General features: G+C 70.3%; 26 protein-coding genes. 6 read left to right on the forward strand and 20 right to left on the reverse strand.

Features of this window, described 5'->3' with window-relative positions; genetic code table 11:
- Positions 1–19 precede the first annotated feature (19 nt).
- A complete protein-coding gene (locus ASD84_RS02985) occupies positions 20–1,357 on the forward strand; it encodes an FAD-dependent oxidoreductase (RefSeq protein ID WP_156391548.1) in 1,338 nt (445 codons plus the stop codon).
- Between the two features lie 2 nt (positions 1,358–1,359).
- On the opposite strand, the gene ASD84_RS02990 is transcribed toward ASD84_RS02985, so the two are convergent.
- The gene (locus tag ASD84_RS02990; RefSeq protein ID WP_056706516.1) at positions 1,360–1,725 is read right to left on the reverse strand and encodes a peroxiredoxin; all 366 of its coding nucleotides are present in this window, start codon (positions 1,723–1,725) and stop codon (positions 1,360–1,362) included.
- 145 nt (positions 1,726–1,870) lie between these two features.
- The gene (locus ASD84_RS02995; RefSeq protein WP_200954390.1) at positions 1,871–2,941 is read right to left on the reverse strand and encodes an alpha/beta fold hydrolase; all 1,071 of its coding nucleotides are present in this window, start codon (positions 2,939–2,941) and stop codon (positions 1,871–1,873) included.
- Positions 2,942–3,008: 67 nt separating this feature from the next.
- Between ASD84_RS02995 and ASD84_RS03000 the strand changes: the two genes are divergently transcribed.
- Entirely contained in the window at positions 3,009–4,130 is a 1,122-nt protein-coding gene (locus ASD84_RS03000) for a glycoside hydrolase family 6 protein (RefSeq protein ID WP_056706517.1), read from the forward strand.
- An 8-nt stretch (positions 4,131–4,138) separates the two neighbouring features.
- Here the strand turns inward: ASD84_RS03000 and pruA are convergent, their stop codons facing one another.
- Positions 4,139–5,779, reverse strand: coding sequence for an L-glutamate gamma-semialdehyde dehydrogenase (pruA, locus tag ASD84_RS03005; protein WP_056706519.1), 1,641 nt, complete (start codon positions 5,777–5,779; stop codon positions 4,139–4,141).
- A gap of 23 nt (positions 5,780–5,802) precedes the next feature.
- The gene (locus ASD84_RS03010) at positions 5,803–6,729 is read right to left on the reverse strand and encodes a proline dehydrogenase family protein (protein ID WP_056706520.1); all 927 of its coding nucleotides are present in this window, start codon (positions 6,727–6,729) and stop codon (positions 5,803–5,805) included.
- Between the two features lie 82 nt (positions 6,730–6,811).
- Between ASD84_RS03010 and ASD84_RS03015 the strand changes: the two genes are divergently transcribed.
- The 3 genes from ASD84_RS03015 to ASD84_RS03025 are packed head-to-tail and all read left to right on the forward strand — an operon-like array spanning position 6,812 to position 9,532.
- The gene (locus ASD84_RS03015; protein ID WP_056706523.1) at positions 6,812–7,963 is read left to right on the forward strand and encodes a PucR family transcriptional regulator; all 1,152 of its coding nucleotides are present in this window, start codon (positions 6,812–6,814) and stop codon (positions 7,961–7,963) included.
- Complete coding sequence (locus ASD84_RS03020; protein WP_056706525.1) at positions 7,960–8,814, forward strand: patatin-like phospholipase family protein; 855 nt, start codon at positions 7,960–7,962, stop codon at positions 8,812–8,814. Before ASD84_RS03015 ends, ASD84_RS03020 begins: the two co-directional genes overlap by 4 nt.
- Positions 8,815–8,842: 28 nt before the next feature.
- Complete coding sequence (locus ASD84_RS03025) at positions 8,843–9,532, forward strand: lysoplasmalogenase (RefSeq protein ID WP_056706527.1); 690 nt, start codon at positions 8,843–8,845, stop codon at positions 9,530–9,532.
- A 13-nt stretch (positions 9,533–9,545) separates the two neighbouring features.
- On the opposite strand, the gene ASD84_RS03030 is transcribed toward ASD84_RS03025, so the two are convergent.
- Genes ASD84_RS03030 through ASD84_RS03055 form a run of 6 tightly spaced genes read right to left on the reverse strand, consistent with a single transcriptional unit; the run spans position 9,546 to position 15,417 of the window.
- Entirely contained in the window at positions 9,546–10,838 is a 1,293-nt protein-coding gene (locus ASD84_RS03030) for a serine hydrolase domain-containing protein (RefSeq protein WP_056706529.1), read from the reverse strand.
- A gap of 39 nt (positions 10,839–10,877) precedes the next feature.
- Complete coding sequence (locus ASD84_RS03035; RefSeq protein ID WP_056706531.1) at positions 10,878–11,567, reverse strand: histidine phosphatase family protein; 690 nt, start codon at positions 11,565–11,567, stop codon at positions 10,878–10,880.
- Positions 11,567–12,601: a phosphotransferase family protein gene (locus ASD84_RS03040; RefSeq protein WP_056706534.1), complete on the reverse strand. Its 1,035-nt coding sequence runs from the start codon at positions 12,599–12,601 to the stop codon at positions 11,567–11,569. Before ASD84_RS03040 ends, ASD84_RS03035 begins: the two co-directional genes overlap by 1 nt.
- Positions 12,598–13,347 carry an SDR family oxidoreductase gene (locus ASD84_RS03045; protein ID WP_056706535.1) on the reverse strand — a complete coding sequence of 250 codons (750 nt, stop codon included), beginning with the start codon at positions 13,345–13,347 and terminating at the stop codon, positions 12,598–12,600. Before ASD84_RS03045 ends, ASD84_RS03040 begins: the two co-directional genes overlap by 4 nt.
- 31 nt (positions 13,348–13,378) lie before the next feature.
- On the reverse strand, positions 13,379–14,161 hold the full coding sequence (locus ASD84_RS03050) for an SDR family NAD(P)-dependent oxidoreductase (protein WP_235530951.1): 783 nt from the start codon (positions 14,159–14,161) through the stop codon (positions 13,379–13,381).
- Positions 14,158–15,417 carry an acyl-CoA dehydrogenase family protein gene (locus tag ASD84_RS03055; protein ID WP_056706537.1) on the reverse strand — a complete coding sequence of 420 codons (1,260 nt, stop codon included), beginning with the start codon at positions 15,415–15,417 and terminating at the stop codon, positions 14,158–14,160. Before ASD84_RS03055 ends, ASD84_RS03050 begins: the two co-directional genes overlap by 4 nt.
- Positions 15,418–15,456: 39 nt before the next feature.
- On the opposite strand from ASD84_RS03055, the gene ASD84_RS03060 reads away from it, so the two are divergent.
- Entirely contained in the window at positions 15,457–16,032 is a 576-nt protein-coding gene (locus tag ASD84_RS03060) for a TetR/AcrR family transcriptional regulator (RefSeq protein ID WP_200954391.1), read from the forward strand.
- Positions 16,033–16,117: 85 nt separating this feature from the next.
- Here the strand turns inward: ASD84_RS03060 and ASD84_RS03065 are convergent, their stop codons facing one another.
- From ASD84_RS03065 to ASD84_RS03110, 10 genes are all read right to left on the reverse strand, one after another.
- Complete coding sequence (locus tag ASD84_RS03065; protein ID WP_056706541.1) at positions 16,118–16,339, reverse strand: hypothetical protein; 222 nt, start codon at positions 16,337–16,339, stop codon at positions 16,118–16,120.
- Positions 16,340–16,741: 402 nt separating this feature from the next.
- Positions 16,742–17,008: a hypothetical protein gene (locus ASD84_RS03070; protein WP_156391549.1), complete on the reverse strand. Its 267-nt coding sequence runs from the start codon at positions 17,006–17,008 to the stop codon at positions 16,742–16,744.
- Positions 17,009–17,072: 64 nt separating this feature from the next.
- A complete protein-coding gene (locus tag ASD84_RS03075) occupies positions 17,073–18,035 on the reverse strand; it encodes an NAD-dependent epimerase/dehydratase family protein (RefSeq protein ID WP_056706544.1) in 963 nt (320 codons plus the stop codon).
- The gene (locus ASD84_RS03080) at positions 18,032–18,865 is read right to left on the reverse strand and encodes an SDR family NAD(P)-dependent oxidoreductase (protein ID WP_056706547.1); all 834 of its coding nucleotides are present in this window, start codon (positions 18,863–18,865) and stop codon (positions 18,032–18,034) included. The genes ASD84_RS03075 and ASD84_RS03080 overlap by 4 nt, the downstream gene beginning before the upstream one ends.
- Positions 18,862–20,034: a hypothetical protein gene (locus ASD84_RS03085; protein ID WP_235530952.1), complete on the reverse strand. Its 1,173-nt coding sequence runs from the start codon at positions 20,032–20,034 to the stop codon at positions 18,862–18,864. The genes ASD84_RS03080 and ASD84_RS03085 overlap by 4 nt, the downstream gene beginning before the upstream one ends.
- A gap of 41 nt (positions 20,035–20,075) precedes the next feature.
- Complete coding sequence (locus tag ASD84_RS03090; protein ID WP_156391550.1) at positions 20,076–21,098, reverse strand: AraC family transcriptional regulator; 1,023 nt, start codon at positions 21,096–21,098, stop codon at positions 20,076–20,078.
- 18 nt (positions 21,099–21,116) lie between these two features.
- Positions 21,117–21,968 carry a short-chain dehydrogenase/reductase gene (locus ASD84_RS03095; protein ID WP_056706551.1) on the reverse strand — a complete coding sequence of 284 codons (852 nt, stop codon included), beginning with the start codon at positions 21,966–21,968 and terminating at the stop codon, positions 21,117–21,119.
- Positions 21,965–23,485: a flavin-containing monooxygenase gene (locus ASD84_RS03100; protein WP_056706553.1), complete on the reverse strand. Its 1,521-nt coding sequence runs from the start codon at positions 23,483–23,485 to the stop codon at positions 21,965–21,967. Before ASD84_RS03100 ends, ASD84_RS03095 begins: the two co-directional genes overlap by 4 nt.
- Positions 23,485–24,543 carry a PDR/VanB family oxidoreductase gene (locus ASD84_RS03105; RefSeq protein ID WP_056706555.1) on the reverse strand — a complete coding sequence of 353 codons (1,059 nt, stop codon included), beginning with the start codon at positions 24,541–24,543 and terminating at the stop codon, positions 23,485–23,487. The genes ASD84_RS03100 and ASD84_RS03105 overlap by 1 nt, the downstream gene beginning before the upstream one ends.
- Entirely contained in the window at positions 24,540–25,418 is an 879-nt protein-coding gene (locus ASD84_RS03110) for a metal-dependent hydrolase (RefSeq protein ID WP_056706557.1), read from the reverse strand. Before ASD84_RS03110 ends, ASD84_RS03105 begins: the two co-directional genes overlap by 4 nt.
- Between the last annotated feature and the right edge of the window lie 71 nt (positions 25,419–25,489).

Below are 25,489 nucleotides of genomic sequence, written 5' to 3' on the forward strand. Positions count from 1 at the left end.
GCTCGACAGACTCACTGTCATGACTCTTCGCGTTGCGATCGTGGGCGGTGGCCCCGCCGGTATCTATGCCGCCGACAACCTCATCAAGTCGGGCAACCCTGTCTCCATCGACATCCTCGAGCGGCTTCCCGCGCCCTTCGGGCTGGTTCGGTACGGCGTCGCGCCGGACCACCCGCGGATCAAGGAGATCATCAAGGCGCTGCAGCGCGTGCTGGCCCACCCCGACGTCCGGTTCCTCGGCAACGTCGAGTTCGGGGTCGACGTGAAGCTCGAGGAGCTGCGCGAGTTCTACGACGCCGTCGTGATCAGCACCGGCGCCAAGGCCGACCGCGACCTCGGCATCCCCGGCGAGGACCTCCCCGGTTCGTACGGCGCCGCCGACTTCGTCTCCTGGTACGACGCCCACCCGGATGCCCCGCAGACCTGGCCGTTGCAGGCCACGAGCGTCGCCGTGGTCGGTGTCGGCAACGTGGCGCTGGACGTCGCGCGGGTGCTCGCCAAGACCGGCGACGAGATGCTCACGACCGACATCCCGCAGCACGTCCACGAGGGCCTCAAGGCCAAGACGATCACCGACGTCCACGTGTTCGCCCGCCGCGGCCCGGCGTACGCGAAGTTCTCGCCGCTGGAGCTGCGCGAGCTCAACCACTCCCCCAACGTCGAGGTGATCGTGCACCCCGAGGGCTTCGACGTCGACGCCCACGGCATGGAGCACATCGCCCAGCACAAGGCGCAGAAGATGGTGCTCAACACGCTGACCAGCTGGGTCGGCGCGGACCCGGTGGGCAAGCCGCACCGGATCCACCTGCACTTCGCCGAGGCGCCCCTTGAAATCCTCGGCGACCGCGACGGCGTCACCACGCTGCGCACCGAGCGCACCCACTCGCCCCACGAGGACGGCAACGTCGAGGGCACCGGCGAGGTGACCGACTGGGACGTCCAGGCCGTCTACCGCGCCGTGGGCTACCGCAGCACCGGCCTGCCGGACCTGCCGTTCGACGAGCGCCACGCGGTCATCCCGAACGACGGCGGCCGCGTCCTCGACCTCGACGGCAACCCGATCCCAGGCACGTTCGTCACCGGCTGGATCAAGCGCGGTCCGGTCGGCCTGATCGGCCACACCAAGAGCGACGCCGCCGAGACCGTCGGCCACCTGCTCGCCGAGACCGCCGAGACCGCCTGGTCGCGGACCCCCGAGGACGTCGACGCCTACCTCCGCTCGCGCCAGGTCGCGGTGGCGACCGACGAGGCGTGGGAGCGGCTCGACGCCCACGAGATCGCGCTGGGCGAGGCCGTCGGCCGGACCCGGATCAAGGTCGGCGACCGCGAGGAGATGCTGCGCGTCGGTCGCGGCTGACCTCAGTAGCTGAAGCTCGTCGCGCCCTCGTCGCCGATCCACTGCCACATCGGGATCGTGCCGCCGATGGTGGCGCCGCCGATCAGGTTCTCCGGGTCCAGCGCCTTGGCGTTGAAGCAGAGCGGGCACACCAGGTAGGTCCCACCCGCGGCCTCGAAGCGCGCCAACAGCTCCGGCAGCGTCGGGCAGCCCTCGCACGCCTTGCCCACCGCAGTGCCGGGTACGGCGAGCCGCACGGCCTCCTTCGTCAGGAACATCAGCGTGGGGCGGCCCTGCTCGGCCGCGCCCAGCGCGACCAGGAAGGCGACGGTGACCTTCTCGGGGTCCTCGAGCCCGGTGGCGAGACTGATGACGGCCTTGTTCGACATGGCGATTCTCCTGATTTCTCGGTGTTTCCGGCGGATTCGCCGACACCTCGAAGGTAGGAATTCAGGGCACCCCGCGGCATCGGCGCTCACGCGTAGCCGAAGGCGACGTCGTACGCCGACGCGTACGTAGTGGCTGCGTCGAGACTCAGGCCAGGACGCGCGCGACGGCCGCGGCGCGCGCCGTACGACCGGACAGGCCGAGCTTGAGGTAGACGTTCTGGAAGTGCCGCTCCACGGTGCGCACGCTCAACGTCAGCTGCTCCGCGATCGCTGTGTTGTCGAGGCCCTCGGCGGCGAGGAGCAGGATCTCGCGCTCGCGGGCGGACAGGTTCGAGACGGGGACCTGCGCGCGCTCCTCGCCGAGGAACGATCCGACCTCGCGCAGGAAGACCGGCCACGCCGGTTCGTCGGCGAGCAGCACGTGGTTGGCCGAGTCGAGCATCACGAGCCGGGCGTCCGGGATCTCCGCCGCGAGCTTCGGCCCCCAGTCGGGCGCCACCCGGTCGCGCTCGGCATGCAGCACCAGCGTCGGTACGACGACCTCCGGCAGCAGCGGCGCCACGTCCACCTGGTGCCGGGCGATCCGGCTGCACACGGCGTTCTCGGTGTTGGTCGAGGTGCGTTGCAGCTCGTCCATCCACTCCATCTGCTGCTCGTTCGCGCCGGGGATGAACGCGTTGGTGAAGACCCGCCGGAACAACGGATCCGGCCGCGCCCAGCCCGCGCGGATCATGGCCAGGAACGCCTCCTCGGCCGCGTCGTCGCTCTGCTGCAGACCGCCGGCCGCCATGCCGCCGTACAGCACCATCCGGGTCACGCGTTCGGGGTGCGCGTGCGCGTAGGCCAGCGCGACCGGGGCGCCGCCCGACATGCCCAGCACCGCGAACCGATCGAGCCCGACCGCGTCGACCAGGGTCTCCAGGTCGGCCAGCCGACGGGACAGCGAGAAGTCCGCGACCTCGGTGCCGACCTCCCAGTCCGACAGGCCGAACCCGCGCTCGTCGTACCGCACGACCGTCGCCAAATCGCCCAGGTCGTCGAGGAAGTGCCGCCACACCGGACTCTGCCAGTCGTGCTGCAGGTGGCTCAACCAGCACGACACGATCAGCAGCGGCGGGCCGGAACCGTGCCGTGCCCACGCGATCCGCACGCCGTCGTCGGCGCGACAGAACCGCACCTCCTGCGTCACCGGCGGCGCCGGCTTCGTGCTGGTCACGGCGTCAGGTTACGCCGCTGCGGACCCGAGTACTCAGGACTCCGGGGAACGGGCCGATCCCAGGAAGATGCACCGGATCGGCACCCTCGCCATGGTCGTCCTCGCGACAGTCCTCGCGCTGACCACGGCACCGGCGAGCGCGGCCCCGGATCCCCTGAACCCGGACAATCCGTTGGCCGCGCCGGGCCCCTGGCGCGCCTCGATGCTCGCGACCCGCGCCAACCCCGAGCTGCTCAACCATCGCGGCGAGACCGATCCGGCCCGGAAGGCGGCGCTCGGGAAGATTGCGCTCACGCCGCGGGCGCGCTGGTTCGCGAACTGCGGCTCGTGCAACGTCAGTACGGTGCGGCAGTCGGTGGCGTCGTACGTCAAGGACGCCCAACGCGGTGACCCGAGCTCCCTGGTGCAGCTCGCCATCTTCGGGCTCTGGCCCGACGGCGAGGTCGTGCGCGGCAAGCGACCGGCGATGTCCTGGTCGATGACCCGCTACCAGAACTGGATCAAGCAGATCGCCGCCGGCATCGGGAGCGCCCGCGTCGCGATCATCCTCGAGCCGGACCTGGCCATCTCGGCGAACCACGGCCGGGACGGCCGCACCATGCCGGACCCGTCGGCCGCCACCCGGATGCGGATGGCCGCGTGGGCGGCGAAGTACCTGAGCCAGACCCTGCCTCGCGAGGCGATCTACCTCGATGCCGGCTCCGCCGACTGGTTGTACGTCGACGAGGCGGTCCGGCTGCTCAAGGCCAGCGGTGTGCAGTACGTCCGGGGCTTCGCCCTGGGCGCCACGCACTACGACTCGGTGCCGGCCAACGTCGCCTTCGCAAGCAAGGTGAGCTCCGCACTGTCGAGCGCAGGGATGCGCGGCAAGCACGCGGTGATCGACACCGCCGACAACGGGACGCCGTTCACCTGGGCCCAGTGGAACGCGCGCTGGGGCGACCGGTTCCGGTCCACAGGCAACGAGCTCTACCAGTTCGACAACACGCCCACCTGCCGCTCACGCACCGAGCTCGTGTGCGAGACCCTCGGCCCCCGACCGACCGCGAGGATCCAGGGCACCCTGGCCCGCCAGTACGTCGACGCGTACCTGTGGTTCGGTCGCGGGTGGCGCTGGATGCAGCAGGGCGGCAACGACCCGTACACGAAGGGCCGCTCGATCCGGATGGCGACGTACACCCGCTACTGACCGAGGCGTCAGCCCTGGTGCGAGTGGTGGTGATCCTTCGGCGGGACCAGCGTCTCCTTGATCGAGCGGGGAGAGGTCCAGCGCAGCAGGTTGAGCGGGGAGCCGGCCTTGTCGTTGGTGCCCGACGCACGGCCACCGCCGAACGGCTGCTGACCGACCACCGCACCGGTGGGCTTGTCGTTGACGTAGAAGTTGCCGGCAGCGAACCGCAGCTCGCGACTCGCCCAGTCGATCGCGCGACGGTCGGTGGCCAGGATCGAGCCGGTCAGGGCGTACGGCGCCGCCGACTCCGCCTGCTTCACGACGGCCTCGAACGCGCCGGGCTGGCGGTCGTCGTACACGTGGATCACGAGGATCGGGCCGAAGTACTCGGTCCAGAACATCGCGTCGGTGGGGTCCTCGGCGACCACGATCGTGGGGCGTACGAACCAGCCGACGCTGTCGTCCGTCGTACCGCCGGCGATGACCTCGAGACCCGCGGTGGCATGGGCACGGGCCATCGCCTCGGTGTGCTTGGCGAACGCACGGGCGTCGATGACAGCGCCGGTGAAGTTGGCGTAGTCCGCCGGGTCGCCGATCGGCAGGGCGTCGGTCTGCGCGGCCAGGTCGTCGCCCATCCGCTCCCACAGCGAGCGCGGGACGTAGGCGCGGGAGGCCGCTGAGCACTTCTGGCCGGAGTACTCGAAGGCGCCGCGGATCAGCGCGGTGCGCAGGACGTCGGGGTCGGCCGACGGGTGCGCGATGACGAAGTCCTTGCCGCCGGTCTCTCCCACGAGGCGCGGATAGGTGCGGTAGTTGGGGAGATTCGTCCCGACGGTGGACCACAGACGCTGGAACGTGCCGGTCGACCCGGTGAAGTGGATGCCGGCCAGGTCGGGATGGGTCAGCGCGACCTCGGAGACCGCGAGACCGTCGCCCGGCAGCATGTTGATGACGCCCGGCGGCATCCCGGCCTCGGTGAGCAGCTCCATCGTCAGCGACGCCGCGAGCTGCTGCGTCGGCGACGGCTTCCAGATCACCGTGTTGCCCATGAGCGCCGGTGCGGTCGGCAGGTTGCCCGCGATCGCGGTGAAGTTGAACGGCGAGATCGCGTAGACGAAGCCCTCGAGCGGGCGGTGGTCGGTGCGGTTCCAGATGCCGGGGCTGTTCGCGATCGGCTGCTCGGCGAGGATCTGCCGGCCGAAGTGGACGTTGAAGCGCCAGAAGTCGATCAGCTCGCACGCGGCGTCGATCTCGGCCTGGAAGGACGTCTTCGACTGGCCCAGCACCGTCGCGGCGTTGAGCCGCTGGCGCCACGGACCGGCGAGCAGCTCCGCTGCCCGCAGCAGTACGGCGGCCCGCTCGTCGAAGGACAGACCGCGCCATTCGGGCGCCGCTGCCCGGGCCGCGTCGATCGCGCGGACGGAGTCGTCGATGGTGCTGTTGCGGAGCACACCCAGCACCTTCTGGTGCGCGTGCGGCTGGACGACCTGGATCTCGTCGCCTCCGCCGGCGACCCACTCGCCGCCGATCCAGGCGTCGAGCTGGCGGGGACCGGCACCGCCGAGCGTCTCCAGCTCGGTCGTCAGTGCTGCACGCTCCGCACTCCCGGGTGCGTAGGTCAGGTTCGGTTCGTTGACAGGAACCGGCGGGGTGGTGATGGCGTCCATGAATGTTTCTCCTTGGTCCCGGATCAGGAGCGGTGGGTGAGCGCGCGGATGAAGAAGGCGACGTTGGCCGGTCGTTCGGCGAGACGGCGCATGAAGTAGCCATACCAGTCCGTGCCGAACGGGAGATAGACCCGCATCTGCAGATCGGCGTCGACTGTCTCCTGCTGCAGGTCGGTCCGGACGCCGTACAGCATCTGGGTCTCCCACTGGTCGGCCTCGCGGCCGGCGATGTTCGCCTGGAACGCCGCGCGGGTCAGCATCGTCTCGTCGTGGGTGGCGATCATCGGGTAGCAGTCGGAGATCATCAGCGCGTCGATGGCGCGGCCGTAGGCGCGGTCCACGTCGGCCTTGCGCGGGTGGGCGACGGTGGCGGGCTCACGGTAGGCGCCCTTCACCAGGCGGATCCGGGCGCCGGTGCTGGCCAGAGCGGTGATGTCGGCCGGCGTGCGCAGCAGGTTGGACTGGAGCACGTTGCCCACCCAGGCGAACTCCTTGCGCAGCTCGTTGCCGGCCAGCAGCGTCGCGTCGGTGGTGGTGTGGTCCTCCATGTCGAGGGTGACCGTGGCGCCGACCGCAGCAGCCGCGACACAGATCTCGTGCGCGTGCTCCGTCGCGATCTCGGCTCCCGAGGGGAGCGCCTGGCCGAGCGCGGAGAGCTTCAGCGAGACGTCCGCGCCCTTCGCGGAGTCGGCCTCGGCGAGCGCGGAGAGGAGCGCCAGGTAGCCGTCACGGGTCGCCCGCGCCCCGGCGATGTCGGTGACGTCCTCGCCGAGGACGTCGATCGTGATCGACCGTCCGGCGCCGGCCAGCCGCTGCGCAGCCAGTACGGCGTCGGCGGTGGTCTCGCCGGCGACGAACCGGTCGACCACGTTGCGGGTCACGGGGATCGACTCGACCGCGCGGCGGGCGCGGGCGCTGCGGGAGGCACGGTTCAGGGTCTGGCTCAGCATGCCTCCACGCTAGGAGCGGCGTGGGTCACACGGAACTGACATCTGTCACAACGTCAGCCTTGATCTGTGCGACATTTGTCCCATGGCGACGCTGGACGACCTGATCGAGGACCTGGCCCGTCTCGTCGACGCGCCCTGCACCCTGGAGGACCCCGACTTCCGGTTGATCGGCTTCTCCGACCACCGCAACGACGACGTCGTCGACTGGATCCGGCAGCGCTCCATCCTCGAGCGGCGATCGAGCACCGAGGTGCGTGCTTGGTTCCAGGCGCAGGGCATCGCCGACTCCCCCGGTCCGCTGCGCACCCCTGCCGATCCGGACCTCGGCATCGTCGCCCGTCTCTGCGTGCCGGCCCGGCACCTCGGCCGGGTGCACGGCTACTTCTGGCTGATCGACCCCGACCAGCGGATCAAGGAGTCCACCTGGCCCGAGGCGATGCGGATCGCCGAAGCCGCGGCCGGGCTCCTCAACGTCGCCGAGCGCCGCCAGGGCCATCGCGATGCACTGTTCCGCGAGCTCGTCGAGGGCGGGCACGTCGCGGCCCGTGCCTCGGCCGTCGACTTCGCCCACGCGGGCAGCCTCGACCTGCGCGAACCCCTGACCTGCGTGCTGGTCGAACGCCCCGACCTGCTCGACCAGATCGCCAGCCGGCCCAGCCGGTCCGGTGTCGTGTGGGTCCGCACCGGTCCCGCCGTCGCGGGAGCCGTGGTCCGCGCCGGACTCGCCGCAACCACCGACCTCGGTGGTCTCCTCACCGCCATCGGGCTCGGCCGCCGCGTCGACGCCCTCGACCGCGCCACCCGCGTCGCCGTCGGTCCCACCGTCGACGGCATCGACGAGCTGGCCCGCTCCTACCGCGGCGCCGAGGTCGCGCTGCGCGTCGCCCGGAGCCGGCCGCCCGGCGAGGTCGTGAGCTGGGCGGGCCTCGGCCCCCTGGCCCTGCTCGGCGTGGCCCGCGACGACGACCTGTCCGCGGCGGTCATCGACCAGCGGATGCAGTCCTTCCTGGCGGATGCCGCGGTCGACGTGCTCGAGACCGTCCGGATCTGGCTCGACGAGGCCGGCAGCGCCGGGCGTACGGCGGCACGACTCTCCGTGCACCGCCAGACCGTCTACCACCGGCTCGCCCAGGTCGAGAAGGCCACCGGAGCGGACCTCTCCCGCGGCCAGGATCGCCTACGGTTGCACCTGGCGCTCGAGCTCGCACCGTACCTGGAAACGAGGCGACCGTGAGAACAGCGTTCGTGCTCTCCGGCGGGGCCAGCCTCGGCGCGGTCCAGGTCGGCATGCTCCAGGCGCTCACCGAGCGATCCATCGAGCCGGACCTGCTGGTCGGGACGTCCGCGGGTGCCCTCAACGCGGCCTACCTCGCTGGCCACGGCACCAGCCCGGCCACGGTCGCTGCGCTCGCCCGGATCTGGCACGGCATCCAGGCCCGGTCCCTGTTCGGGCTCGATCCGGTCCGGGCGCTCCGCGCACTGTCGGGCAAGCACGGCTCGATCTGCACGGACCGCGGCCTCCGCGCGGTGCTGGACCGCCACCTGAACTTCGAGCGGCTCGAGGACGCGCGGACCCCGCTGGTCGTGGTCGCCACCGAGCTGACGTCCGGCCGCGAGGTGGCTCTCGGCACCGGGGACGCCACCGACGCCGTCCTCGCCAGCTGCGCCATCCCGGGCGTCTTCCCCGCCGTGCTCCGGGACGGGCAGGCCCTCGTCGACGGCGGGCTGACCAACAACACCGCCGTGTCGATCGCGGTGCGGGCGGGCGCGGAACGGGTCTACGTCCTGCCGTCGGGCTACGCCTGCGCCCTCCCCGAGCCGCCGCGTACCGCCCTGGGCGCGCTCGCCCACGCGCTGAGCCTGCTGACCCACCAGCGCCTGGTGGCCGACGTGGCGCTCTACTGCGACGACATCGAGCTGATCGTGCTGCCGCCGCCCTGCCCGCTGTCGGTGTCCGCGGTGAACTTCAGCCGCTCGCAGGAACTCGTCGAGCGCTCACATGCCTCAGCGAACGCCGCCCTGTCCCGCGACGGTGGGCTGCGCGCCCACCCCGAGCAGTCGATCGCGATGCACACGCACACGTGATCCGGCCTGAAGGCCCTAGATTGCGCAGGTGCGCACCTCGACGAAGCTGAAGCTCGCCTTTGCGGCGATTGCCGCCACCGACACCTGGCTCGCCGGGTCAGGCAGCCCCTGGGCGCACCGGGCGCGCTACGCCACCAAGCCGCTGCTGATGCCGGTGCTCGCCGCTTCGCTCACGACCAACGAGAAGGCAGCCGGGTCGCCGCTGCGCGCCACCACGGTCGTTGCCCAGGCAGCCGGCTTCGGCGGGGACGTGCTGCTCCTCGGGCACAGCGACAAGGCGTTCGCATCCGGCGCCGGGTCCTTCGGCCTGGGTCATCTCGCCTACATCGGCGGATTCCTGCGCAACCGCGACCGCAGCCTGGCGATGAAGGACAACAAGGTCGCGCTGGGCGTCGCCGGCATCTGGGCGGTCACCGCGCCCGGCGTCGCGTTCGCGGCGTACCGGAAGGACAAGGCACTCGGCGCCACCATGCTCGGCTACTCCGCGACGCTCGCGGCGATGGTCGCGCACGCCAACCACCTCGACGCCTCGCTCCCCCGCACTGCGCGGCTGCTGACGGCTGCCGGTGCCGGCACGTTCATGGTGTCCGACTCGATCCTGGGCGCGCGCACGTTCCTCATCCCGAACCCGCCCGACCGGCTCGAGTCGGTGGTGATGGCGACGTACACCGCCGGGCAGTTCCTGATCTCCGAGGGCGCAGCGCGCGCCGCGCGCTGACACTCCGCCCGGGTCAGGAGTCCGGAACTGCCGCAGGTGCGGCCTTTCCGATCCGCCGCGGGATGTCCAGCCACCGGGTGATCTCGGGATAGATCGCCGCCTTGCCCGACGTGATCAGCCCGACCGACAGCTCCCGCACCGGGTCGGCCCACCCGATGATGTTGAAGAAGCCCAGGTGTCCGAAGGCGCCGGGCGCGTCGCCGTACAACCCGACCTTACGGGTGCCGAGCATGAAGCCGTGGCTGAACGGGATGGGCAGCGCCAGGCTGAGGTCGACCTCCAGGTGTGACTGCGGGAGCAGCGCACGCCGGATGGTCCGCTCCTCGAGCACCCGGACCCCGTCCAGCTCGCCGCCACGGCGCAACATCTCGAAGAAGCGGCTGAGCTCTTCGGCGGTGCTCACGACGTTGGCGGCGGGCATGGAGACCGTCAGGAAGCGGGGATCGTTGGAGAGGCGGGTCACCTCGTCGGGCGCGATGCCGCCGAGGGCGCGGGTCAGGAAGGTCGAGACGGGCGGCATCGCTGGTGGGCCGGTCGGGTAGGCCAGCCCGACGGCCGGCAGGTCCTCGGGCACGACGCCGTAGTTCGTCCAGCGAAAGCCCAGCGGGTCGAGGATCCGGTCAGCCAGTACCTCGCGGATGCTCTTGCCGGTCACCTCCCTGATCACCTCGCCGAGGACCGCGCCGCCGGACGCGGCGTGATAGGCCTGCCGTCGTCCGGGCCGCATCACCGCGCGCGCGTCGTACATGAGCTCGCGCTGGTACTCCCAGTCGTCGAGGCGGTCCATGTCGAGCGCGCCCTTCGGCAGGGCAGGGATGCCGGCGCGATGCGAGAGCACGTGCGAGATGGTGATCTGGTCCTTGCCGTGCCGGGCGAACCCGGGGAGGTACTCCGCCACCGGGTCGGCGATGTGCAGCACGCCCTCCTGGTCGAGGAGGTGGACCAGGGTCGCCGTCACCGCCTTGGACGCAGAGAAGATGCAGAACGGCGTCTCGGGCGTGGCCAGCACCTTCTCCACGTCGGGGCCGTCGGACGGCCCGTTGCCGCGGGCGTGCCCGATCGCCCGGTTGAGCACGATCTCCCCGCGCCGCCGGACGCACAGGGTGATCGCGGGGTGGATGCCGCTGCGGTACAGGCTGCGGGTGCCGTCCCAGATCCGGTCGATCCCCGCGGCGGTCATCCCCACCGACTCGGGATCCGCCTCCACGCCGATCGTCGTGACCGCGTCCAGGTCCTTCGGGATCCGCGCGCGTCGAAACGGATCGGGGACCTTCGCGACGTCGTGGAGGAGCACGGATCTACGCATTCCCGCAATGTAGTGCTCCGGATGCCGCCAGCGGGCCGGTCAGCGGTAGGTGAGCAGGTCCCGGTCGTGCTCGACGTGGGTGTGGCTGTTGTACGACGACAGGTTCAGCCCGCTGCGTCCGTTGATCACCTTCGTGACGCCGGTGTTGACCGCGACCCGGTTGAGCGTCCCCCACAGCGACGCGTCACCAGCCAGCAGCAGCGAGGCCGCCAGCCCGATCGGGCCGCCGGAGCTGACCACCACCACGGTGCCCTTCGCGGGACCGCGAGCGGCCATCCGCTCCAGCGCGCCCTCGACCCGACCGGTGAAGGCGGGGAACGACTCGACGTACTCGCTGTCGAAGGCGCCGCCGGTCCAGCGGGCCGTGGCGTCCTCGAAGACCGCCTGGAACGCAGCCTTGGGGTGTCGGGTGCGGGCCAGGTCGGCGAGCATCATCGTGCGCGAGCGGTAGAGCGGCTTGTGGATCTCGACGACGTGCTGGAAGTCGAACTCGTCCCAGCCGGCGTCGACCTCGACCGGCACGTCGAACTCGAGTCCTTCGAGGATCCCTTCGGCCGTCTCGCGGTGCCGGCGGAGCTCGCCGCGAATGATCAGGTCCGGGCGGATCTCGCGCGCCGCCAGCTCGCGACCGAGCGTCCGGGACTGCAGGTGACCGAGGTCGGAGAGCGCGTCGTAGTCCCGCTTGCCGAAGGAGGCCTGGCCGTGCCGGACGAGGTAGGCGATCCGCATCAGCCGACCTGCTTGATGATCGCCAGGCAGCGCAGGTTGAGCACGTGCGAGGCGATCCAGAAACTCTTGAACGCCGGGTTGCTGGTCTGCTTGTGGTGGTATCGGTAGTAGATCTGCTGCAGGATCACGGCGAGCCGGAACATGCCGAACACCTCGTAGAACGCCCACTCCTCGTCGGTGAGCTCGAACCCGGACTTCTCGAGGTAGTAGTCGACGACCTCGCGCCGGCTGAGCATCCCGGGGATGTGCGTGGGCTGGCGGCGGAACTGCTGGAACAGCTTCGAGTCGTCGGCCTGCACCCAGTAGGCGATGGTCGCGCCGAGGTCCATCAACGGGTCGCCCAGGGTCGCCATCTCCCAGTCCAGCAGGGCGATCGGCTTCGTCGGGTCGGCCTCGTCGAGGACGACGTTGTCGAACCGGAAGTCGTTGTGGATCAGGCAGGTGGCCCGGTCAGCCGGCTGGTTCTCGTCCAGCCACCTCATCACCTTCTTGTACGACGGCACGTTCCACGTCTTCGCCTTGCCAAAGCGGGCGATCCAGCCGCTGACCTGGCGCGCGACGTACCCCTCGCCCTTGCCGAGGCTCGCCAGACCGGCGGCTTCGGGGTCGACCGCGTGCAGGTCGACGAGCAGGTCGAGCACGTTCGTGCACAGCTGGCGGACCTGGTCCGGCGTCAGGTCGAGGCCCAGCTCCTTGCGCGGGATGTGGCCGGCGACGCGCTCCATGACGTAGAACTCCGAGCCGATGACCGACGAGTCCTCGCAGAACGCGACCATCGGGGCGACGTACGGGAAGACGGGCGCGAGGGCCGACTGGATGCGGTACTCGCGGCCCATGTCGTGGGCGCCCTTGGCCTTGGTGCCGGCGGGCGGACGGCGCAGGATCAGGTCCTTGTCGTCGGTCCGGAGCAGGTAGGTCAGGTTCGACGCACCGCCCGCGAACTGGCGGACCTCGTGGATGTCACGTCCCAGCCATGCGGACACGGCCGCAACGTCGAAGGCGTCCTCTTCACGAACCTCTGCGGCGTCGTTCATGCCAGCTTCCGTACGACGGACAGGGGCAGGTGCTTCATCGCGTACCCCAGCGGCACCCACGGCCAGGCGGGGACGTAGGCCTTGGCCTTGCGCTTCTCGATCGCCGCGACCATGGCGCGCACGCCGGTCTTCGTGTCGACCATGAACTTCGTCTTCTGCTCGACCTTGGCGTTCATCTCCGAGCGGATGTAACCGGGGTAGATGATCGAGACGTCGACGCCGGGGACGTTCTCGTTCTGCAGGCCCTCGGCCAGCGCCGCGACGCCGGCCTTCGTGGCGGCGTACGTCGTGATGGTCTTGCGCATGCCGCGCATCGCGGAGATCGACGAGATCATCACGAGGTGGCCGCTCTTCTGGGCGCGGAAGATCTCCATCGCGGCCTCGGTCTGGGCCAGCGCCGCGACGAAGTTCGTCATCGCGGTCTGGCGGTTGGCGGCGTACCGGCCGGTGCCGAGCGGCGCGCCCTTGCCCAGCCCGGCGTTGATGACGACGCGGTCGACGGTGCCGAGCTCGGCCGCGAACTCGCCGAAGACACGGAACACCGCGTCGTCGTCGTTCACGTCGAGCGCCTTGAGGATCACCCTGGCCTCCGGGTGGGCGGCGCTGATCTCGGCGGCGACGGCCTCGAGCCGCTCGGTACGACGCGCGCACAGGCCGAGGTCGTAGCCCAGATCGGCGAACTGGCGGGCCATTTCCTCGCCGAGCCCCGAACTGGCCCCGGTGATGACGATCGTTCCCTTGCTCATGCAATGCCTTTCGGTGGTTGAGGAGGGCGCGCTAGCGCCCGTCTCGAAACCCTTCGGTGATGGTCTTGATCTTGGCGCCGAACTTGCGCTGCTCGCGGTCGTACAACGGTCGGGCGAAGCGCTTGGTCCACACTGCCTTGCGGGCAGCGGGGTCCGGGAGGATGACCATCCTGCGGCCCTCCAGTCCCTTCAGCACAGCGGTCGCCACCTGCTCGGCCGTGTACGGCGACCTGTTGATCAGGCGCGCAGCGACGGCATCCATCGCGGCGTCGCTGCCGGCGAGCGACTGGGCCAGCGGCGTACGGATGAAGCCGGGGCACAGGACCGACACGTCGATGCCGTGCGGGTGCAGCTCGTAGGCCAACGTCTCGCTGAGCGCCACCACACCGGCCTTGACGGCTGTGTACGACGACATGCCGGGTGGGTGCACGAGCCCGGCGAGGGACGCCGTGTTGAGGATGTGGCCGCTCCCCTGCGCCTTCATCATCGGCGTGAACGTCTGGCAACCACGGACCACGCCGAGCAGGTTGATGTCGATGACCTTGCGCCACTCGTCCAGGCTCACCACGTCGATCCGGCCGCCCGTGGCGATGCCGGCGTTGTTGACGAGGAGGTCGAGGCCGCCCCAGTTCTCCTGGACCCACGCGAGGGCCGCGGCCCAGTCGTCGTCGCTGGTGACGTCGAGCCTGATGCCGTCCGGCACCTCGGTGAGGTCGGCGACCAGGACCTCGTCGCCGCGCGCCCGGAACGCATCGACCATGGCCGCGCCGAGGCCCGACGCCCCGCCCGTGACCAGGACCCGCTTCCCGGTCACCGGCTCACGCCGTACTTGCCCAGCTCGAGGCGCGCGACCATGCCGAGGTGGACCTCGTCGGGTCCGTCGGCGAGGCGCAGGGCACGGGCGTTGGTCCACGCGGCGGCGAGCGGGAAGTCGTTGGACATGCCGCCGCCACCGTGGATCTGCATGGCGAAGTCGATGATCTGCTGGGCCATCCGCGGGGCGGCGACCTTGATCTGGCTGACCTCGCTGATCGCGTTCATCGGGCCGCCGACGTCCAGCTTCCAGGCGGCGTTGAGCACGAGGAGGCGAGTGGAGTCGATGGCGATCCGGGCTTCGGCGATCCGTTCGCGGTTGCCGCCGAGGTTGACCAGCGGCTTGCCGAAGGCGACCCGGTCGGTGCCGCGCTGGCAGGCCAGCTCGAGCGCCTTCTCCGCGAGCCCGATCAGGCGCATGCAGTGGTGGACCCGGCCGGGACCGAGGCGGCCCTGGGCGATCGCAAACGCCTCACCGGGGCCGGCGACGAAGTTGGCGGCGGGCACGCGGACGTTCTCGAACACGACCTCACCGTGGCCGATCGGCTCGTCGTAGATGCCCATCGTGGGGAGCATCCGGGCCACGCTCACACCCGGGGCGTCACGCGGCACCAGCACCATCGAGTGGCGGTGGTGCCGGTCGGCGTCCGGGTCGGTGAGGCCCATCACGATGAGGACCTTGCACTCGGGGTTGCCGACGCCAGTGATGAACCACTTGCGCCCGTTGATCACGATCTCGTCGCCATCGACGACGGCAGTCAGCTCCATGTTGGTGGCGTCGGAGGACGCGACACCGGGCTCGGTCATCGCGAAGGCGCTGCGGATCCGGCCGTCGAGCAGCGGGTCGAGCCACTCGTCCTTCTGCGCCTGGTTGCCGTACTTGAGGAGCACCTCCATGTTGCCGGTGTCCGGGGCGTTGCAGTTGAAGATCAGCGGCCCGAGGAACGAGCGGCCGGTGAGCTCGGCGATCGGGGCGTAGTCGACGTTGCTGAGGCCGGCACCGCCGTGGGTGCCGTACTTCTCGGCGTACGGACCCTCGTGCCCGGCAGGCAGGAAGAGGTTCCACAGGCCCTTCGCACGGGCCTTGTCCTGCAGCTCCTTGATGATCGGCAGCGGCTGCCACGAGTCGCCACCACGGGCGCGGATCTCGGCGACCTCGTGGTGGTACGCCGCCTCGACGGGCTCCACCTCGGTCGCGAGGAAGTCGCGGGCCAGCTCGGTGAGCTCCTGGGCACGGGGGCTGGGTGAGAAGTCCATGGGTTGACCTTGCCACGTTGTTGAGCAATGCTCAATAGCGTGGACGCAGATCACACCCGGCGACGACTCTCCCAGGACGAGCGTCGTCGCCAGCTGCTCGGCATCGGGCTGCGCATGCTCGTCGAGAAGCCGATCCAGGACCTCTCGATCGATGCCGTCGCCACCGAGGCCGGCATCTCCAGGGGCCTGCTCTTCCACTACTTCCCCACCAAGACCGACTACTACGACGCCGTCATCGGCGCCGCCCTGCGCCGCGTCATGCGGAACACAGCGCCCGACGAGGGCGTCTCCCCCGAGCTCGCGTGTGAGCAGTTCGTGTCCCGCGTCTACGCGCAGATCGAGCGGCGCCGGGAGTTCTACGTCGCCCTGGTGTTCGGCAACGGCACCATCGCCGTCGGCGGCAACCGGCTGGAGTCACACCGGATGACCGTCGCGCGGCGGTTGATCGCCGCCCTGCGGCTGGGTGAGGACACCGCGCCCGTCGTACACGCCTGGACGGCGTACGTCGAGGACCGGGCGCTGCTGTGGTCCGGGTCCGATCCGTCCGAACGGGTGTCCCTCGAGGATGACGTCACGCACTGCTGCCGCGCGTTGGACGCGTTGTTGGCCGTGTAGCGCGAGGTGCGCCGGTTTCTCGCACGAGGTGCGCCAGTTTCTCGCACGAAGTGCGCCGGTTGGGGGCGCCCGGCAGAGACGCCTGCTACCGCATCGTCGTAGCGACGGCGACCGCCACGATGGCGACCAGCAGCGTGACCAGGGAGACCATCGAGAAGTAGAGGGCGTGCACCCGAACACCGTTGCCCTGCCCGCGGTGACGGGTGAGGTCGACGTCGACCGGAGTGGCCGCAGACCTCGCCATCGCCTGCGGGGAGAGAAGGTGCTTCCGAACGGGCTTGGCAGGACTGGTTCCGATGGCGTTCATGGTGACCCCTTGCGGGCTGGAGGGATCCCGCTCGTCGTCGGGCGGGAGTCACCAGTGATTCGGAGCGGTCGGTCCCAGCGACGGGTCACTTTCCGCGTCGAAGCATCTATCTCGCCGGCGCGAAAGCGATCGACCGCTTCGCCCACGTACCGATCCTCGTGATCGGGGTGGGTTGCTGTCACTCAGTGGCAGCAACCCACCCCGATCACGGAAGCACACGCGGACGGACGCTCGGCTGGAACTCGCGGACCTCGGCACGGTCGCGCGGACCGCCTGAGCCCCGGCACTTGCGGGCACCGACATCAGCCCCGGATCAGGCCGAGTTCTCCACAGTCACCGGGTTTCGAGGCTTGGCGCTGGCGCGCCTCGCACCTCAACCACCGGCGCACCTCAGCCAGGGGCTCAGGGCATCAGCCGGGGCACAACTGCCCGAAGCATCGCGCGCGACGCGTAGTACCCGGCGACCGTTCCCAGCAATCCACCCAGGACCACCGGAGCTCCGACCGCGTCGGCAAGGGCGCTCCCCAGGCTGCCGCCCACACCCACCAGGACGATGACGAGCAGGCCGGCTGCCGCCATCGCCTGCCCGCGCCCCCACGTCCACTGCTGGTTGCGCGGCGCGGGATCGTCGCGTCCGGGCGGGTCATCGAGTGCCCGAGTGCGTGCCATCCGCCGATTCTTGCCCAGGACGTTCGCGGACGTCAGCGACAACGAGAACCCGCTCCCGGGATGGTCAGATCAGGGCGCTCTCGCGAAGCCACGCCTCAGTACGACGCATGCCTTCGTCGAGATCCACCTCAGGCGAGTAGCCGAGGAGACGCTGGGCCTTGGCGATGGAGTAGGTGCCCGTACGCGTGAAGTAGTGCATGGTCTCCGCGCTGGCTTCGGTACGACGACCCACCACCCGCGCTCCCCCGGAAGCCACCCGCCCCAGACCCACGGCCACCGGGGTCGGCAACGACAGAGGGCCGCGCTTGCCGAGCATCCGGAAGTAGTGGCCGAAGAACTCGGCGCAGGTCACGCCGACTCCCCCGCCGATCGTGAAGACCTGCCCCGCAGCTGCGGGACGGGACACGGCCAGCTGCAGCCCGGCGACCAGGTCGTCGACGTACACGGGACTGAACACTCCGCGTCCGAGAGCCGGAAGCACGAACGCACCCCGTCGAATGAGCGAGACCGGCTGGACGGTCCACGGCCGCGAGCCGGGGCCGTAGACGTCACCCGGCCGCACGATCACCACCTCGATCTCGCCAGCGGCGTGCGCCTGCAGGACGACCTGCTCGCTGGCGATCTTCGAGTCGACGTAGGAACCGCCGTCGTTGCGGACCGGGTGGTCCTCGGTGACCTGGTCGGGCCAGCCGAGGTCGCCGAACGCGCGCACCGACGACACGTGCACGAACCGGCGTGCACCGCCGGCGATCGCAGCGTCCAGGGCGCGACGCGTCCCCAGCACGTTGACCTGCCAGGCCTCGTCGTGCGTCGCCGTGTTCGTCACCAGCGCGGCCGTGTGCACCACGACCTCAGCCCCGGCAACGTGCGCCTGCCACCCGTCACCCGAAGCCGTCGAGCCGGCCACGACGTCGTACGAAGGGTCAGCCACGAGGTCCACGCCAGAGGTCGCAATGCCCTGCCCACGCAGGCGATCGGCCAGGGCTCGGGCGATGAACCCGCGCCCGCCGGTGATGAAGACCGTCATTCCGGTACACCGGACTTCCGGAACTTCGCCTGCTGCCGCTTGCCCATCCGCACGGCAACGGGCAGCACCTTCAGGCTCAGGTCGGGGACCGCGTCCAGCACGCGCACCTGCGCTCCCCGCCACCGGGGAACCGCCGTGACCTGGCGCGGCTTCCGCAACACGGCGGCCACCGCGTCGACGACCTCGGACGGCTTGAGCAGCTTGCCGGAGAACGACAGCGCCGCCTCCGGGTCGTCGAGCTTGTCGTGCAGCATCGGCGTCCAGATGCCGTCGGGGCACACGCAGGAGATGCTGATGTCCCGGTGGCCCGCGAGGTTCAGGTCGCACTGGGTCGAGAGGCTGAAGCCGATCGCGCCGTGCTTCGAGCCGGAGTACACCCCTTCCCCCGGTACGGCGACCAGGCCGGCCAGCGACACGATGTTGACGATGTGGCCACCACCGTTGTCCTTCATCGACCGGATCGCCGCGACGGTGCCGTTCATCAACCCGATCGTGTTGACCTCGACCATCAGCCGACGCGTGGCCTCGTCCTGCTCCCACGCGGGGCCGGTGACGAGCACGCCTGCGTTGTTGACCCACACGTCGAGCCGGCCCGCTGAAGCGACCACGCCTGCAGCAACGGCCTCCGCCTGCGCCCCGTCCCGCACGTCGAGGACGGCGGCCTCCGCACCGATCTCCTCCGCTGCCGCTCGCGCCAGCGCGAGGTCCACGTCGGTGACGAGCACGGCGTACTCCTCGGCCACCAGGTGCCGGGCGATCTCCTTGCCGAGCCCACGCCCCGCGCCGGTGACGACCGCACCACGGCGGTCGCCCGAGGACCGAACCGTCACGAGCCGGGCCGCGTGATCGTGCCGTAGGAGATGCCGCCCTGGAAGCGGGTCGGGCGCACCGGCCAGAAGCGCTTCCAGTCGGCGAGCTCGGTCGACGGCAGGATCTGCAGGAAGCGCGGGTCGTCCTGGCAGGCGTCCGCCATGACCTTCTCCTTGACCATGGAGTCGTACTGGTCGAGTGAGTCCTCGAGGGTGTTGGCGTTCGGGCAGATCTCCCGTCCGTACGTCTCGTGGTACTTCCGCACGCCCGGGATCCTCGACAGCTCGGGCTGCCAGTTGTCGATCGAGATGCCGTTCTCCGAGGACACCCAGACCCCGTCAGGGGTGTTGATGCACAGCGAGTGGTTGCCGTCGGTGTGGCCGGGGGTCCACAGCAGCGTGAGGCCCGGGCCGAGCTCGATGTCGCCGCTGAACTTCACGAACGATGCCGGGTCGACGCCCTCGAGCCCGTCCTCGACGTACCACGCCCACTGCATGGGGTGCAGCGACTCGAGCGTCGCCAGCTCCCGCTCGTGGACCAGCATCTTCGCGTTGCCGAAGAGCGGCTTGCGCGGCGCGGTCTCGCCGGGCACCAGCGAGGAGGAACCCATGATCATCCGCGGGTCCTGCACGTGCAGGTGGTCGAAGGTGCAGAAGTCGACGTCGTCGGGCGTCAGGCCCAGCTTCTCCAGCGCGTCCAGCGGTTCGGCGTAGTACTTCAGCATCGTGAGCGACGCGATCTTCTGACCACCGGGGATCTTGTCGACCAGGTCGTTGAGCTGTGCGTAGAACGGCGCCTCGGCCGAGCCCTCCGGCATCGTCGGCTCGAACACGAGGGTGCGCGGGTTGCCGTCCCAGTCGTCGTACTGCACGACGATCATCCGGTTGATCATCGCGATCAGTGACAGGTGCGGGACGTTGACGGCGCCGTGGAAGGCGAAGCCCACGGGGTACGGCGCGGCAGCGATGTCGACCGACTTCACCGCCGAGACCTGCCCCTGGGCCTTGAAGCGCGGCTTGTACGCCTCAGCGGCAGCGCGTACGGCGGCGAGCCGTGCGCCCCGCGGCCAGACGTCGTGGACGCCCTCGAACTCGGGGATCGAGCGGGCGCCGATCGCGGCCAGCGGGTCGTCGTTCTTCGGGCCGGGATTCTTCGGGCCGGGACTCTTCGGGGTCGCCTCGGTGCTCATCCCTCGATCCTGTCACCGCCCGCGGCCCGGGTCTTGGGCTTCTACGACGATATTTTGACCGATCGCGACACACCCTCGCGACGCAGCCGCGACGGCGGCTTGCCGAACCAGCGGACGACGTACCGGGTCAGCGTCGACTGGTCGGCCAGGCCGAGCACGGCCGCGACCTGCGCGAGGGGCAGGTCCGAGTGGGCGAGATGGCGCAGCGCAGCGTCCCTGCGCACCCCGTCGAGCACGTCGCCGTACGTCGTCCCGGCGGCCGCGAGGCGGCGCTGGAGCGTGCGCCCGTGCAGGTCGAGCGCATCGGCCACCGACGCGAGGTCGGTCGAGCCGTTGCCGAGGATCCGCTCGAGGTAGCCCCGCACCCGCGACGTCACGTCCTGCCCCGGGGCACCGAAGCGTGCGGCAAGGTAGTCGAGCCCCATCTGCCGCACGTGCGGGTTCGCGTCGGGCAGCGACAGGGCCAGCATGCTCGCCGGCAGCACCAGCGCCGCGCGGTCCTGGTCGAACCGGACCGGCGCGCCGAAGCACTCCTCGTAGCGGGCAAGGGGGCTGATCGGGGCGTGCGGCAGGTCGACCGTGATCAGCGCGACGCCGCCCGCGACGTACCTCTGGACCACCCGGTACGCGAAGTGCATCACCATCTCGTTGAGCTGCCGGACCGGCGGCGGCGAGGTCGTCGCGTAGACCAGAGCGATCGACGCCGGGTCGGGCTCGGGATGGGCCGTCACGCTCACCGCCGGGCTGTGCACGAACATGAACCGGCCGGCCGCGTCGAGCGCCTCCCCCACGGTCGCGGAGTGCTGCATCACCACCGACAGCAGGCCGAGCATGCCCTCGTCCTGGCGCTCACCGACCCGCAGGCCGAGATCGGGCAGTCCCGTCTCGGCGGCGGCGTGCTCCAACACCGCCACGACCCCGTCGTGCGGGATCAGCGAAGCGTCGTCGAGCAGCGCGGCGGGGTCGATCCCGAAACGTCGCAGCATGGCCGCCGGGTCACCGCCGGCCTCCGCGACCACCTCGGTGAAGCCGCTCAGCGCCGCGGACCGGACCAGATCTCCCACGAGCACACGATAGGTGGCTCAGGCGCGGGCCTCGAGGTCCCGGATCATGGCGTGGACCCGCTTGTCCCGCACCAGCACGAGGTCGGCACCGGCGTTCAGCACACCACGGAACAACGAGTACGGCGCCCAGCGCAGCGGGGCGATCGTCGCGCCGGCTCGGTGGGCGATGCCGTGCGCGATCGACTCGGCGGCGTCGTCCGCCGAGATGCGATGGTTGAGCGGCCAGCCGAGCAGTTGGTCGAGCTTGCGGCCCAACGGGTCGTCGTCGAGCGTGGCGGTGGCGAGCGGCGTCTCGACGAAGCCGAAGTAGGCCACGCCTGCACTGGCCCCGTGGGGCGCCAGCTCCAGCTTGAGCGCCCGGCCGATCTGCTCGGCCGCCGCCTTGCTCGACATGTAGGCGACGCCGCCGAGGCCCGGCGAGAACGCGGCGCACGAGGCGACCACGACCACGTGGCCCTGCTGGGCGATGACGGCGTCGAGGGCGGGCTGCACCGTGTTGAGCACGCCCGTCTGGTTGATCGCGACGACCCGGTCGTAGTCGGCCAGGTCCATGGTGCGGATCGTGGCGGGCGGCGGGGTCACCCCGGCGTTGGCGACGACGACGTCGAGACGACCGTGGTGGTCGATCACGCGCGCCACGACGTCGGCCATCCCGGCCCGGTCCGTGACGTCCGCCGCGGCCGTGAACACCCGGCTGTCGCCGAGTGCCGTCGCGGCAGCCTTCAGCCCGGCCTCGTTGACGTCCACCAGCGCGACGTGCGCACCCTGTTCGTGGAGTCGGCGAGCGAGCGCCACCCCGATGCCCTGCCCGGCGCCGGTGATCAGCACGACCTTGTCGCGGACGTCGTACGACGTGCCCAGCCTGCTCATGCGGACATCTCCCTTGCTCCGGTGCCGGCGGGGTCGTGCCGTCGTACGGCGTAGTGGTCGAGGTCGACCTTCCTGGTGCGGCTCCGGAAGGTCGCCGAGAACCCCGGGAAGTGGGTGAAGTTCCGCCCCGTGGGGCTGAGGTAGTAGCTGTGGCAGCCGCCGGTGACGAACACCGATCTGCTCAGCCCCGCGTCGGCCCACTCGAGGAAGTCCTGCTGGGCCCGCGCCGTGACCTCCAGCGAGGCCAGCTCACCCTCCTCCATCGCGCGCAGCGCCTCCACGACGTAGTGCACCTGGGCCTCGATCGTGATCACGGCCGAGGTGTAGACGCCGGAGTTCGGCCCCAGGATCAGGAACAGGTTCGGGAAGTGGTGGAGCGTGGTGCCGAGGTAGGCGGCCATCTCCCCCGCACGCCACTCCTCGCCGACACTCACCCCGCCACGGCCGTGGATGCGGTCGAAGACCGGGTGGTCGGTCATCTTGAAGCCGGTGCCGAAGATGATCGTGTCGAGCTCGTGCTCGGCGCCGTCGGCCGTCACGATGCCGCGCTCAGTCACTTCCACGATGCCGTCGGAGACCACCGTCGTGTTCTCGGCCGTCAACGCCGGGTAGTACGTGTTGGAGAAGGTCGGCCGCTTGCAGCCCACGGCGTACGACGGCGTGAGTCGCGCGCGCAGCTCGGGGTCCCTGACCTGCTTCCTCAGCAGGGCGCGGCCCATCACCTCGAGCGGCTTCTGCAGCCTCGGCTCGTTGATGAAGCCGGGCACCAGAGCCTCGAAGGTCAGCTCCCACGCCTTGCGCGCGGCCGCCTGCGCCCCCGGGACCCGGCGGTAGAGCAGGCGCGTCGCCGTACCGACGGGGCGGTCCGGGTGGGGCAGGATCCACGTGGGCGTGCGCTGGAAGACGGTGAGGTGGTCGGCCTGCGGCTGGACCCGCGGGATGAACTGCACCGCGGAGGCGCCCGTACCGATGACCCCGACGCGCTCGCCGATCAGGTCGTGGTCATGGTTCCACCCCTGCGAGTGGAAGACGGTGCCCTCGAAGCGGTCGAGGCCGGGGAGGTCCGGCACCGAGGGTGCACTGAACGGCCCGATGGCACCCACCAGCACGGTGGCGGTCAGGTCACCGGTGCTCGTCGAGATCCGCCACAACTGCGCCGCGTCGTCCCAGGACGCGTCGGTCACCTCGGTCCCGAAGCGGACGTGCGGCAGCACGCCGAAGTCCACCGCACAACGGTGCAGGTAGGCCTGGATCTCCTCCTGCAGCGGGTAGAGCCGGCTCCAGTCCGGGTTGGGCGCGAAGGAGAAGGAGTAGATCAGCGACGGTACGTCGCACTGGGCGCCCGGGTAGCTGTTGACCTGCCAGGTGCCGCCGACTTCGTGCGCCCGCTCCAGGACGACGAAGTCGTCGATGCCGGCCTGCTTGAGCCGGATGGCCGTGCCGAGGCCACCGAAGCCGGCGCCGATCACGGCGACCCTGACGTGCGGGAGTGACGTGGGGATCACTTTCCTCCGCATCAGAGATCCAGGGTCAGGTGGTCGCCCGCGGCGCGCGAGACGCAGATCAGCATCGAATCGGCGCGTTCGGCCGGCCGCAGCTTCTGGTCGCGGTGCTCGACCGCGCCCTCGACGACGGCGTGCTTGCAGCTGCCGCAGAAGCCCTGTTGGCAGGAGTAGCGCACGCCCGGGACCTCACGACGGATCGCGGCGAGCGCCGACTCGTCGGCCGCCACGTGCACCGTCATGCCCGTGCGGGCCAGGTGGACGTCGAACGTGTGGCCACCGACCACGGGCGGTGCCGAGAACCGCTCGCTGTGCAGCGACCCGGTCGGGTTGAGCGTCGGCTGGAGTGCTCGCGCGGCGTCGATCAGCTGCGGCGGTCCGCAGACGTAGATCGCGGCACCGGGCTCGGCGCGGCCCAGCAGCTCCCACGGGTCCGGCTGGCCGAACTGGTCGTCGGGGCGCAGCTCGAGCTCCCCGCCGTCGAGGGCCTGCAGCTCCTCGACGAACGGCATGGTCGCGAGCGAGCGGCCGACGTACACCATCCTCCAGCGGGCACCGCGGCGCGCGGCTTCGCGCACCATCGGGAGGATCGGCGTGATGCCGATGCCGCCGGCGACGAAGAGGTAGGACTCGACGTCGATGAACGTGAAGGCATTGCGCGGCCCGCGCACCGTGATCGGGTCACCCTCGGCGACCTCCCGGTGCATGGCCAGTGATCCCCCACCACCGCCCTCGATCCGTCGTACGGCGATCCGGTAGCAGGCGAGGTCCCGTGGATCACCGCACAGGGAGTACTGCCGCTGCGCACCCGACGGCAGCAAGACGTCGAGGTGAGCACCCGGCACCCATGCCGGGAGGTCCGAGCCGTCGGGGCTGCGCAGCTCGAAGCTGACGACGTCCTCGACCTCGGTCGAGATCGCAGCAACGGTCAGCTCCAGGTCGAAGCCCGTCCTCCGCACCGGCGTGGGCCGGGAGAGGTACGGCGCCGCCGCACTTGCCGCGAACACGGCCGAGTAGGCCCGGGCTCCCGTCGCCAGCGCGCGCAGCTTCAAGGACGGTGCGGTGGCGGTCATGCCCGCGCCGCCGGGGACACGGCGAGGTAGCGGACGGCCTTGTCGATCGGGCCCATCTGCGACGGGTGGAAGTCCGGGCGGAGGTACTGCGGGATCTCCCTGAAGATGAACTTGATCCCGGGCATCAGGCCCTTGCGGGTGTCCTTGACGAACTCGAGCGGCCAGGTCCACCGGTGCCTGGTGACCGTCGGGTCGTTGGCGTACATCCAGCTCGACGTGTAGAGCCACAGGGCGAGCAGGCCACCGGAGGCGAGGAGCGCGGTGCGCACGCGGCGGGCGTAGCTGCCGTCGACGTACTGGTAGACGTCGTAGGCGACGTTGCGGTGCTCCATCTCCTCCGCGCCGTGCCAGCGCAGCAGGTCGAGCATCATCGGGTCGACGCCGATCCGGTCGAACTCCTCGTTGTCGAGGAGCCACTCGCCCACCGTCGCCGTGAAGTGCTCGGCCGCGGCGTACAGGCCGAGCCGCTCGTGGAACCACGCCTCGCCGGCGCGGCCCTTCAGGCCGTGGTCGCCGAAGACCTGGTCCATCAGGAACTCCATCAGCTTCATGATTTTCGGGATGTCGAAGCCGTTCTCCTCCAGGTGGATCCGGAACGACTCGTGCGAGCTGGCGTGGGTCTCCTCCTGGCCGATGAAGCCCTGGAGCTCCTCCTGCAGTCGGGGGTCGTCGATCAGCGGCAGGGCACGACCCAGGACGTCGGCCATGGCGCGCTCACCCTCGGGGAGCACCAGGTGCATGACGTTCCAGAAGTGCGTGGCGTAGGGGTGACCGGGGATGTACTCGGTCGGAACATCCGTCCAGTCGAAGTGCACGTCGCGCGCATTGATCGCGAGAGCTTCCGCCTGGTACGCCGGGTTCGGCTTCTTTGCCATGTCCTGCCTCCACGTCTGGTCGAGGCAGCGACTGTAACAAAGCAACACTTGTTGTTGCAATGATGCTTTCG

Source organism: Nocardioides sp. Root682 (assembly GCF_001427795.1).
Lineage (GTDB): Bacteria > Actinomycetota > Actinomycetes > Propionibacteriales > Nocardioidaceae > Nocardioides.